6 protein-coding genes are annotated in these 13,108 nt (G+C 55.3%); all 6 read right to left on the reverse strand.

The features are described 5' to 3' along the window. Positions 1-119: 119 nt before the first annotated feature. Positions 120-1,313, reverse strand: coding sequence for an elongation factor Tu (gene tuf, locus ACA068_RS26430; RefSeq protein ID WP_497305854.1), 1,194 nt, complete (start codon positions 1,311-1,313; stop codon positions 120-122). Positions 1,314-1,344: 31 nt separating this feature from the next. Beyond that, positions 1,345-3,450 carry an elongation factor G gene (fusA, locus tag ACA068_RS26435; RefSeq protein WP_283181874.1) on the reverse strand — a complete coding sequence of 702 codons (2,106 nt, stop codon included), beginning with the start codon at positions 3,448-3,450 and terminating at the stop codon, positions 1,345-1,347. Between the two features lie 30 nt (positions 3,451-3,480). Then, positions 3,481-3,951, reverse strand: coding sequence for a 30S ribosomal protein S7 (gene rpsG, locus ACA068_RS26440; protein WP_010490886.1), 471 nt, complete (start codon positions 3,949-3,951; stop codon positions 3,481-3,483). 118 nt (positions 3,952-4,069) lie between these two features. Next, positions 4,070-4,441 (reverse strand): 30S ribosomal protein S12, encoded by a 372-nt coding sequence (gene rpsL / locus ACA068_RS26445; protein ID WP_002555494.1) that lies wholly within the window; start codon positions 4,439-4,441, stop codon positions 4,070-4,072. Positions 4,442-4,657: 216 nt separating this feature from the next. After that, positions 4,658-8,857 (reverse strand): DNA-directed RNA polymerase subunit beta', encoded by a 4,200-nt coding sequence (gene rpoC, locus ACA068_RS26450; RefSeq protein ID WP_497305857.1) that lies wholly within the window; start codon positions 8,855-8,857, stop codon positions 4,658-4,660. 64 nt (positions 8,858-8,921) lie between these two features. Continuing rightward, complete coding sequence (gene rpoB, locus ACA068_RS26455; protein WP_497305859.1) at positions 8,922-12,995, reverse strand: DNA-directed RNA polymerase subunit beta; 4,074 nt, start codon at positions 12,993-12,995, stop codon at positions 8,922-8,924. Positions 12,996-13,108: the final 113 nt, after the last annotated feature.

Here is a 13,108-nt window from a genome sequence, read left to right on the forward strand (position 1 = left end):
ATTCCCAGCGAGCGCAATACGCCCGTTAAAAGGAGGCGCAATTCTATAGACGGGCTACTACAGTGTCAACCCAATAAAAAAGCCCCCGCTAGGCGGGGGCTTTTTCAAGTCATCACCTATTAAGCGATGATTTTGGCTACGACGCCAGCGCCGACGGTACGACCGCCTTCACGAATAGCGAAACGCAGACCATCTTCCATTGCGATGGTTTTGATCAGGGTGACAACCATTTTGATGTTGTCGCCTGGCATTACCATTTCAACGCCTTCCGGCAGTTCGCAGTTACCGGTCACGTCAGTGGTCCGGAAGTAGAACTGTGGACGGTAGCCTTTGAAGAACGGAGTGTGGCGACCGCCTTCTTCTTTGCTCAACACGTACACTTCAGCTTCGAAGGTAGTGTGCGGCTTAACCGAACCTGGCTTGACCAGAACCTGGCCACGCTCAACGTCATCACGCTTGGTACCACGCAGCAGGACGCCGCAGTTCTCGCCAGCACGACCTTCGTCGAGCAGCTTACGGAACATTTCAACGCCGGTGCAGGTGGTGACAACAGTGTCACGCAGACCAACGATTTCCAGCGAATCCTGAACCTTGACGATACCGCGCTCGATACGGCCAGTTACAACAGTACCGCGACCGGAGATCGAGAATACGTCTTCGATTGGCATCAGGAACGGCTTGTCGATAACACGAACCGGATCCGGAATGTAGGTATCCAGAGTCTCAACCAGTTTACGAACGGCAGTGGTGCCCATTTCGTTGTCGTCTTGGCCGTTCAGAGCCATCAGAGCCGAACCGATGATGATCGGAGTGTCGTCACCTGGGAAGTCGTAAGTGCTCAGCAGATCGCGCACTTCCATCTCAACCAGTTCCAGCAGCTCAGCGTCGTCAACCATGTCAGCCTTGTTCAGGAAGACAACGATGTACGGAACGCCAACCTGACGGGACAGCAGGATGTGCTCACGGGTTTGTGGCATCGGACCATCAGCGGCCGAGCAAACCAGGATAGCGCCGTCCATTTGAGCAGCACCGGTGATCATGTTCTTCACATAGTCAGCGTGACCTGGGCAGTCAACGTGAGCGTAGTGACGGATCAGCGAGTTGTATTCAACGTGCGCGGTGTTGATGGTGATACCACGAGCCTTTTCTTCTGGAGCGCTGTCGATTTTATCGAAAGCAACAACAGCCGAACCGAAAACTTCGGAGCAGACGCGAGTCAGAGCAGCGGTCAGCGTGGTTTTACCGTGGTCGACGTGACCGATGGTGCCAACGTTGACGTGCGGGAGGGTACGGTCAAATTTTTCTTTAGCCACGACAATTAACTCCTAGCCTAAAGGGGCTGAATCAGCCTTGTTTTTTGGTAACGGTTTCGACGATGTGCGACGGAGCCGTATTGTATTTTTTGAATTCCATAGAGTAGCTTGCGCGACCTTGGGACATGGAACGGACATCGGTCGCATAACCGAACATCTCACCCAGCGGAACCTCGGCACGAATCACTTTGCCGGAAACCGTGTCTTCCATACCCAGGATCATGCCGCGACGACGGTTAAGGTCGCCCATCACGTCACCCATATAGTCTTCAGGTGTAACAACCTCTACAGCCATGATCGGCTCAAGCAACTCACCACCGCCCTTCTGGGCCAGTTGCTTGGTCGCCATGGAAGCAGCCACCTTAAACGCCATCTCGTTGGAGTCGACGTCGTGGTAGGAACCATCAAACACAGTGGCCTTCAGGCCGATCAGCGGATAGCCGGCAACAACGCCGTTCTTCATCTGCTCTTCGATACCCTTCTGGATCGCCGGGATGTATTCCTTAGGAACAACACCACCCACTACTTCGTTCACGAATTGCAGACCTTCCTGACCTTCGTCAGCAGGAGCAAAACGGATCCAGCAGTGGCCGAACTGACCACGACCGCCGGACTGGCGAACGAATTTGCCTTCGATTTCACAGTTCTTCGTGATGCGCTCACGATACGAAACCTGAGGCTTACCGATGTTGGCTTCGACGTTGAACTCACGGCGCATCCGGTCAACCAGGATGTCCAGGTGCAACTCGCCCATACCAGAGATGATCGTTTGACCAGTCTCTTCATCAGTCTTGACGCGGAAAGATGGATCTTCCTGAGCGAGTTTGCCCAGAGCGACACCCATTTTTTCCTGGTCATCCTTGGTCTTAGGCTCTACGGCAACCGAAATAACCGGCTCCGGGAAGTCCATGCGAACCAGGATGATTGGCTTGGCAGCGTCGCACAAAGTTTCACCAGTGGTGACGTCCTTCATGCCGATCAAGGCCGCGATGTCGCCAGCGCGCACTTCCTTGATTTCTTCACGGGCGTTTGCGTGCATTTGCACCATACGACCCACGCGCTCTTTCTTGCCTTTGACCGAGTTGATCACACCGTCGCCGGAGGCCAACACGCCCGAGTAAACGCGGACGAAAGTCAAAGTACCCACAAATGGATCGGTAGCGATTTTGAAAGCCAGAGCCGAGAACGGCTCGCTGTCATCTGCATGACGCTCCAGATCGATAGTCTCGTCATCCGGGTCAGTACCCTTGATGGCAGGAATATCAACTGGTGCAGGCAGGTAATCGATAACGGCGTCGAGAACCAGGGGAACACCCTTGTTCTTGAAGGAAGAACCGCAAACAGCCAGAACGATCTCACCAGCGATAGTACGCTGACGCAGAGCGGCCTTGATTTCCGCGTTGGTGAGTTCTTCACCTTCGAGGTACTTGTTCATCAGCTCTTCGCTGGCTTCAGCCGCAGCTTCAACCATATTGCCGCGCCACTCGTCAGCCAGTTCCTGCAGTTCAGCAGGGATTGGCTTGCGAACTGGAACCATGCCTTTGTCAGCGTCATTCCAGTAAACAGCTTCCATAGCCATCAGGTCGATCTGACCCTGGAAGTTGTCTTCAGAACCGATAGCCAACTGGATTGGCACCGGGGTATGACCCAGACGCTGCTTGATCTGACCGATCACGCGCAGGAAGTTGGCACCAGCACGGTCCATCTTGTTTACGTAAACAAGACGTGGAACGCCGTACTTGTTGGCCTGACGCCATACGGTTTCCGACTGAGGCTCAACACCCGAAGTGCCGCAGAACACAACGACCGCGCCGTCGAGAACACGCAGGGAACGCTCAACTTCAATGGTGAAGTCAACGTGGCCCGGGGTGTCAATGACGTTGAAGCGGTATTGGTCTTTGTGCTGCTTCTCGGAACCCTGCCAGAAGGCGGTAATAGCAGCAGAAGTAATGGTAATACCACGCTCCTGCTCCTGAACCATCCAGTCTGTGGTCGCGGCGCCGTCATGCACCTCGCCCATCTTGTGACTTTTGCCAGTGTAAAAAAGGACGCGCTCGGTGGTGGTGGTTTTACCAGCATCCACGTGAGCAACGATACCAATGTTACGGTAGCGATTAATCGGTGTTGTACGAGCCATAAAGCCCTCGCAAAATTAGTGACGCTAAAATTAGAAGCGGTAGTGCGAGAAAGCCTTGTTGGCTTCAGCCATACGGTGCACGTCTTCACGCTTCTTAACTGCAGCACCTTTACCTTCAGCGGCGTCCAACAGTTCGCCAGCCAAACGCAGAGCCATAGACTTCTCGCCGCGCTTACGGGCGAAGTCTACCAACCAGCGCATTGCCAGAGCGTTACGACGGGACGGACGAACTTCGACCGGAACCTGGTAAGTAGCACCGCCTACACGGCGCGACTTTACTTCGACCAGCGGAGCGATGGCGTCGAGAGCTTTCTCGAAGATTTCCAGGGGATCGCTGTTCTTGCGTTCTTTAACCTTGTCCAGCGCGCCATAAACGATACGCTCGGCAACGGCTTTCTTGCCGCTTTCCATAACGTGGTTCATGAACTTGGCCAGGATTTGGCTTCCGTATTTTGGATCGTCAAGCACTTCGCGCTTGGCTGCTACGCGTCTTCTTGGCATGGATAAGCCCTCAAACGGTCTTCAGGTTCGCTCGGAATCGGTCCCCTTTCGGGACGCCTCCGACCTTACTCTTATCGACTCAGAAAAATAGAAAATCAGTTTTTACAAAAAGCCACTACTACTTAGGCTTCTTGGTACCGTACTTCGAGCGACCCTGGTTACGACCTTTAACGCCGGAAGTATCCAAAGAACCGCGTACGGTGTGATAACGAACACCTGGCAAGTCTTTTACACGACCGCCGCGGATCAGTACCACGCTGTGCTCTTGCAGGTTGTGGCCTTCACCGCCGATGTACGAGGAAACCTCGAAACCGTTGGTCAGACGCACACGGCATACTTTACGCAGTGCCGAGTTAGGTTTTTTCGGCGTGGTGGTATACACACGGGTGCATACGCCACGACGTTGCGGGCAGTTCTGCAGCGCAGGCACGTCGGATTTCTCGACGATACGCTTACGCGGCTGACGTACCAGCTGGTTGATAGTTGCCATCTACTAGCTCCACTGTTGTCTTGCGACGCTATTGTCTTGCAAGAAAAGCAAAATGGCAGGAACGAATTCCCGCCAAATTTAGGGGTACAAGAGTCTAAAGAGGATCTTGTCCCCAGTCAAGGAAAGGCCCCGACCTCCCCGCTCATCCAATCTCGACAATTTGTCTCGATTCGACGAACGGAGCGACCAGGGCCTCACGCTCATTAATCGCAGAACTCAGTTACCGCTTGAGTTCAGCGCTTCGGTCAGTGCAGCTTCCACTTCACTGGCGCTTACACGCAACGGCTTGTCAGCTTCACGACGACGCTTACGCTCGCTGTGATATGCCAGACCGGTACCCGCCGGGATCAGACGACCTACGACCACGTTTTCTTTCAGGCCGCGCAGGTAATCGCGCTTGCCGGTTACCGCCGCTTCGGTCAGTACGCGAGTGGTTTCCTGGAAGGAAGCCGCCGAGATGAACGATTCGGTGGACAACGACGCCTTGGTAATACCCAACAGCACGCGAGTGAACTTGGAAACGAATTTCTCGTCGCCAGCCAAACGCTCGTTCTCTACAAGAACGTGAGTCAATTCCATCTGGTCGCCCTTGATGAAAGTTGAATCGCCGGACTCAGCGATTTCAACCTTACGCAACATCTGACGCAGGATGGTCTCGATGTGCTTGTCGTTGATCTTCACGCCTTGCAGACGATAAACGTCCTGGATCTCGTTCACGATGTACTTGGCCAGCGCACTCACACCCAGCAGACGCAGGATATCGTGTGGATCGCTCGGGCCGTCGGAGATAACTTCGCCGCGGTTTACCTGTTCGCCTTCGAAGACGTTCAGGTGACGCCACTTAGGAATCAGCTCTTCGTACGGATCGCTACCATCGTTCGGGGTAATGACCAGACGGCGCTTGCCCTTGGTCTCTTTACCGAACGCGATGGTGCCGCTGACTTCAGCCAGAATCGAGGCTTCTTTCGGACGACGGGCTTCGAACAAGTCGGCAACACGCGGCAGACCACCGGTGATGTCACGGGTTTTCGAAGTCTCTTGCGGAATACGAGCGATAACATCACCGATCGCGATTTTCGCACCGTCCGCCACGCCGACCAGGGCGTTGGCAGGCAGGAAGTACTGAGCAATTACGTCGGTACCCGGCAGCAAGAGATCCTTGCCGTTGTCATCAACCATCTTCACAGCAGGACGGATATCTTTACCGGCAGCTGGACGGTCTTTGGCGTCGAGTACTTCAATGTTGGTCATACCGGTCAATTCGTCAGTCTGACGCTTGATCGTGATGCCTTCTTCCATGCCCACGTAGGTCACGGTACCTTTCATTTCGGTAACGATTGGGTGAGTGTGCGGATCCCACTTGGCCACGATTGCGCCAGCGTCGACCTTGTCACCTTCTTTAACCGAAATCACAGCACCGTACGGCAGCTTGTAACGCTCGCGCTCACGACCGAAGTCATCAGCGATCGCCAGCTCACCGGAACGGGACACAGCAACCAGGCAACCATCCACTCGCTCAACGTGCTTCAGGTTATGCAGACGGACGGTACCGCCATTCTTCACCTGAACGCTGTCGGCCGCGGAGGTCCGGCTTGCCGCACCACCGATGTGGAACGTACGCATGGTCAGCTGGGTACCCGGCTCACCGATGGACTGGGCAGCGATGACGCCGACCGCTTCACCGATGTTCACCTGGTGACCACGTGCCAAGTCACGGCCGTAGCACTTGGCGCAAATGCCGTAGCGGGTTTCGCAGCTGATCGGCGAACGCACGATCACTTCATCGATACTGTTCAGCTCGATGAACTCAACCCACTTCTCGTCTACCAGCGTACCGGCAGGAACGATGATTTCTTCGGTACCTGGCTTGAACACGTCACGGGCAATGACACGACCCAATACGCGCTCACCCAATGGCTCAACAACATCACCGCCTTCAATGTGCGGAGTCATTACCAGGCCATGCTCGGTGCCGCAATCGATCTCGGTCACAACCAGATCCTGCGCCACATCTACCAGACGACGAGTCAGGTAACCGGAGTTCGCAGTTTTCAACGCGGTATCCGCCAAACCTTTACGAGCACCGTGAGTAGAGATGAAGTACTGAAGTACGCTCAAACCTTCACGGAAGTTCGCAGTAATCGGCGTTTCAATGATGGAACCATCCGGCTTGGCCATCAGGCCACGCATACCGGCGAGCTGACGGATCTGCGCAGCAGAACCCCGCGCGCCCGAGTCGGCCATCATGTACATCGAGTTGAAGGACTCTTGGTCGACTTCGACGCCATGGCGGTCAATGACTTTCTCTTTCGAGAGGTTCGCCATCATCGCCTTGGAAACTTCGTCGTTCGCCTTGGACCAAAGGTCAATCACTTTGTTGTACTTCTCGCCCTGGGTTACCAGGCCGGAGGCGTACTGACTTTCGATCTCTTTCACTTCATCAGTGGCAGCATTGATGATGCGGGCTTTTTCATCCGGGATAACGAAGTCGTTAACACCGATGGAAACGCCGGAAATGGTCGAATAGGCAAAACCGGTGTACATCAACTGGTCAGCGAAGATCACGGTCTCTTTCAAACCAACCACGCGGTAGCACTGGTTGATCAGCTTGGAGATCGCCTTTTTCTTCATCGGCTGGTTGACGACGTCGTACGAAAGACCAGGTGGAACAACCTGGAACAACAGCGCACGGCCGACAGTAGTGTCAACGATACGGGTGTTCTTGACGCTGCCACCATCACGATCGTTAACGGTTTCGTGGATCCGCACTTTGACTTTAGCGTGCAGTGCGGCTTCGCCGGCACGGAACACACGGTCAACTTCTTGCAGATCCGCGAACACACGACCTTCGCCTTTGGCATTGATCGCTTCACGAGTCATGTAGTACAGACCCAATACAACGTCCTGCGAAGGAACGATGATTGGCTCACCGTTGGCTGGCGACAGGATGTTGTTGGTCGACATCATCAACGCACGCGCTTCCAACTGGGCTTCCAGTGTCAGCGGTACGTGCACGGCCATTTGGTCGCCGTCGAAGTCGGCGTTGTACGCAGCACAGACCAGAGGGTGCAGCTGGATAGCCTTACCTTCGATCAGTACTGGTTCAAACGCCTGGATACCCAGACGGTGAAGGGTCGGTGCACGGTTGAGGAGAACCGGGTGTTCACGGATCACTTCAGCGAGAACATCCCAAACCTCAGGCAGCTCGCGCTCGACCATCTTCTTGGCGGCTTTGATGGTGGTAGCGAGACCACGCATTTCCAGCTTGCCGAAAATGAACGGCTTGAACAGCTCGAGAGCCATCTTCTTCGGCAGACCGCACTGGTGCAGACGCAGGGTCGGACCTACGGTAATTACCGAACGACCGGAGTAGTCAACACGCTTACCGAGCAAGTTCTGACGGAAACGACCTTGTTTACCCTTGATCATGTCAGCCAGGGATTTCAGAGGACGCTTGTTAGAACCAGTGATAGCGCGGCCACGACGACCGTTGTCGAGCAGTGCATCGACGGCTTCCTGCAACATACGCTTTTCGTTGCGCACGATGATGTCCGGAGCGGACAGATCAAGCAGGCGCTTCAAGCGGTTGTTACGGTTGATCACTCGACGATACAGATCGTTGAGGTCGGAAGTCGCGAAGCGACCGCCATCCAGCGGGACCAGTGGACGCAGATCTGGCGGCAGAACCGGCAGAACGGTCAGCACCATCCATTCTGGAAGATTACCGGAACCCTGGAAGGCTTCCATCAACTTCAGACGCTTGGACAGCTTCTTGATTTTGGTTTCGGAGTTGGTTTGCGGAATTTCTTCACGCAGACGGCCAATCTCGTGTTCCAGATCGATAGCGTGCAGCAGTTCACGGACAGCTTCGGCACCCATGCGGGCATCGAAATCGTCGCCGAACTCTTCCAGCGCTTCGAAGTACTGCTCGTCGTTGAGCAGCTGGCCTTTTTCAAGGGTGGTCATGCCTGGGTCGATAACGACATAGCTCTCGAAGTAGAGAACGCGTTCGATATCACGCAGGGTCATGTCCATCAGCAAGCCGATACGCGACGGCAGCGATTTCAGGAACCAGATGTGGGCAACTGGCGAGGCCAGTTCGATGTGCGCCATGCGCTCACGACGAACTTTTGCCAGCGCGACTTCAACGCCGCACTTCTCGCAGATCACACCACGGTGCTTCAAGCGCTTGTACTTACCGCACAGGCACTCGTAATCCTTTACCGGGCCAAAGATCTTGGCGCAGAACAGGCCGTCACGTTCAGGTTTGAACGTACGGTAGTTGATGGTTTCCGGCTTTTTAACTTCACCGAACGACCACGAACGGATCATCTCAGGCGATGCCAATCCAATACGGATGGCGTCGAACTCTTCGACTTGACCCTGGTTTTTCAGCAAATTCAGTAGGTCTTTCAAGGCCTTTCCTCCTGGCGGAGCAGAGAGCGGGCAATCCTGCCCCGCTCTCGATTCGCGTCACGTGTTATTCGGTTTCCAGATCGATATCGATGCCGAGGGAACGAATTTCCTTGATCAACACGTTGAAGGACTCGGGCATGCCCGGCTCCATACGGTGATCGCCATCCACGATGTTTTTGTACATCTTGGTACGGCCGTTCACATCGTCCGACTTCACTGTGAGCATTTCTTGCAGAGTGTAAGCAGCACCGTATGCTTCCAGTGCCCAGACCTCCATCTCCCCGAAACGCTGACCACCGAACTGCGCCTTACCACCCAGCGGCTGCTGGGTAACCAGGCTGTACGAACCGGTAGAACGAGCGTGCATCTTGTCGTCTACCAAGTGGTTCAGCTTCAGCATGTACATGTAGCCAACAGTAACCGGGCGCTCGAACTTGTTGCCGGTACGGCCGTCGGTCAGCTGCATCTGGCCGCTTTCTGGCAGGTCTGCCAGTTTCAGCATGGCTTTGATTTCGCTTTCCTTGGCGCCGTCGAACACTGGAGTGGCCATTGGAACGCCGCCACGCAGGTTCTTCGCCAGATCCAGGATTTCCTGATCGGAGAAGCTATCCAGATCTTCGTTACGACCGCCGATCTGGTTGTAGATCTCGTCGAGGAATTTACGAAGTTCAGCGACTTTGCGCTGCTCTTCGATCATCCGGTTGATCTTCTCGCCCAGACCTTTGGCCGCGAGGCCCAGGTGGGTTTCAAGGATCTGACCAACGTTCATACGCGAAGGTACGCCCAACGGGTTGAGGACAACGTCGACCGGGGTGCCATTGGCATCGTGCGGCATGTCTTCAACCGGCATGATCACGGAGACCACACCTTTGTTACCGTGACGACCGGCCATCTTGTCGCCCGGCTGGATGCGGCGACGGATTGCCAGGTAAACCTTGACGATTTTCAGCACGCCTGGAGCCAGGTCATCGCCCTGCTGCAGTTTGCGCTTCTTGTCTTCGAACTTGTCGTCCAGCAGACGGCGGCGATCAACGATGTAGGCCTGAGCCTTCTCGAGCTGCTCGTTCAGAGCATCTTCAGCCATGCGCAGTTTGAACCACTGACCATGCTCAAGACCGTCGAGAACTTCGTCGGTGATGTCCTGCCCCTTCTTCAGCCCGGCGCCGCCTTCGGCTTTGTGGCCGACCAGAGCGGAGCGCAGACGTTCGAAAGTGGCGCCTTCAACGATACGGAACTCTTCGTTCAGGTCCTTGCGGATCTCGTCGAGTTGAGTCTTCTCGATCGACAGTGCGCGAGCATCACGCTCAACGCCGTCGCGGGTGAAGACCTGTACGTCGATGACGGTACCCTTGGTGCCAGTAGGCACACGCAGGGAAGTGTCTTTAACGTCGCTGGCTTTTTCACCGAAGATGGCACGCAACAGCTTCTCTTCCGGAGTCAGTTGTGTCTCGCCTTTCGGAGTGACCTTACCAACCAGGATGTCGCCTGCGCCTACTTCAGCACCTACGTAAACGATACCGGCTTCGTCCAGTTTGTTCAGTGCAGCCTCACCCACGTTCGGGATGTCTGCAGTGATTTCCTCTGGCCCAAGCTTGGTGTCACGTGCCACACAGGTCAGTTCCTGAATGTGGATCGTGGTAAAGCGGTCTTCTTGAACAACTCGTTCCGACAGGCAGATGGAGTCTTCGAAGTTGTAACCGTTCCAGGCCATGAACGCGATACGCATGTTCTGACCCAGCGCCAGCTCACCCATGTCGGTGGACGGGCCGTCAGCCATGATATCGCTACGCTGAACCCGATCACCTTTACGCACCAGCGGACGCTGGTTGATGCAGGTGTTCTGGTTGGAGCGGGTGTATTTGGTCAGGTTGTAGATGTCGACACCAGCTTCACCGGTTTCAACTTCATCATCAGCAACACGAACCACGATACGGCTGGCATCAACGGAGTCGATCACGCCGCCACGACGAGCCACGACACAAACGCCGGAGTCACGGGCTACGTTACGCTCCATGCCGGTACCGACCAGCGGCTTGTCAGCACGCAAGGTTGGTACAGCTTGACGCTGCATGTTCGAACCCATCAACGCACGGTTGGCGTCATCGTGCTCGAGGAACGGGATCAGCGACGCAGCAACCGAAACTACCTGCTTCGGCGATACGTCCATCAAGGTGACGTCTTCCGGCGCCTTAACGGTGAACTCGTTCAAGTGACGAACAGCTACCAGCTCGTCGACCAGCATTTTCTTGTCGTTCATCGTGGCCGAAGCCTGAGCGATCACGTGATCAGCTTCTTCGATGGCCGACAGGAACACGATCTCGTCGGTGACCAGAGCGTCTTTCACCACACGGTACGGGCTTTCGAGGAAGCCGTACTGGTTGGTGCGCGCATAAGCGGCCAGGGAGTTGATCAGACCGATGTTCGGACCTTCCGGCGTTTCAATCGGGCATACACGACCGTAGTGAGTCGGGTGTACGTCACGAACTTCAAAGCCAGCACGCTCACGAGTCAAACCGCCAGGGCCGAGTGCAGAAACACGACGCTTGTGGGTAATCTCGGACAGCGGGTTGTTCTGGTCCATGAACTGGGAAAGCTGGCTGGAACCGAAGAACTCTTTCACCGCCGCAGCCACTGGCTTGGCGTTGATCAGGTCTTGCGGCATCAGGCCTTCGCTTTCAGCCATCGACAGACGCTCTTTGACCGCACGCTCAACACGTACCAGGCCAACGCGGAACTGGTTCTCGGCCATTTCGCCTACGCAGCGAACACGACGGTTACCCAGGTGGTCGATGTCATCGACGATGCCTTTACCGTTACGGATGTCGACCAGAGTCTTCAGCACCGCAACGATGTCTTCTTTGCACAACACGCCCGAACCTTCGATCTCGGTACGACCGATACGACGGTTGAACTTCATCCGGCCGACCGCAGACAGGTCATAGCGCTCAGGACTGAAGAACAGGTTGTTGAACAGAGTCTCGGCAGCGTCTTTGGTTGGCGGCTCGCCTGGACGCATCATGCGATAGATCTCGACCAGCGCTTCCAATTGGTTGCTGGTGGAGTCGATCTTCAGAGTGTCGGAGACGAACGGACCGCAGTCGATATCGTTGGTGTACAGAGTTTCGATGCGAACAACCTGGGACTTGGCGATTTTTGCCAGGATTTCGGTGTTCAGTTCGGTATTGCACTCTGCCAGGATTTCGCCGGTTGCCGGATGCACGATGACCTTGGCGGTAGTGCGACCCAGGACGTAGTCCAGAGGCACTTGCAGCTCTTTGATCCCGGCTTTTTCCAGCTGGTTGATGTGGCGAGCGGTAATACGACGACCTTGCTCGACAATAACCTTGCCTTTGTCATCCAGGATATCCAGGACAGCAATTTCACCACGCAGGCGCTGAGGCACCAGTTCCAGGCTGAGGTTTTCACCCTGCACGTGGAAGACGTTGGTGGTGTAGAACGCGTCAAGCACTTCCTCAGTGGTATAGCCGAGCGCGCGCAGCAGTACCGATGCAGGCAGCTTGCGACGACGGTCGATACGCACGAACACACAGTCTTTCGGGTCGAACTCGAAGTCCAGCCACGAACCGCGGTAAGGAATGATGCGCGCGGAGTACAGCAGTTTACCGGAGCTGTGCGTCTTGCCACGGTCGTGGTCGAAGAACACGCCCGGGGAACGGTGCAGCTGGGAAACGATTACACGCTCGGTACCGTTGATTACGAAGGTACCGTTCTCGGTCATCAGGGGAATTTCACCCATGTAGACTTCTTGCTCTTTAATGTCCTTGATCGCTTTGTTCGACGATTCTTTGTCGAAAATGATCAGGCGCACTTTTACCCGCAAAGGTACGGCGTAAGTTACACCGCGTAATACGCATTCTTTGACATCAAATGCCGGTTCGCCCAAGCGATAACCGACGTACTCCAGCGCAGCATTGCCGGAGTAGCTGATGATCGGGAACACGGATTTGAAGGCCGCATGCAGGCCCACGTCGCGGAACTGATCTTTAGTCGCTCCCGCTTGCAAGAATTCACGATACGAATCCAGCTGGATGGCCAGGAGGTACGGCACATCCATGACGTCCGGCAACTTGCTAAAGTCCTTGCGGATACGTTTTTTCTCAGTATATGAGTAAGCCATCAGCGTTCCCCAGCTTGGTCACCTGCTTGTTTGGCCCCTCCCGACGGGAGCAGCCAGAAAATCGTGCAAACCCCATGGTTTGCGCCACCGCATCGGGTGGTTACCGCTCGTTA

The sequence above is a fragment of the Pseudomonas sp. LBUM1660 genome (genome assembly GCF_059695935.1).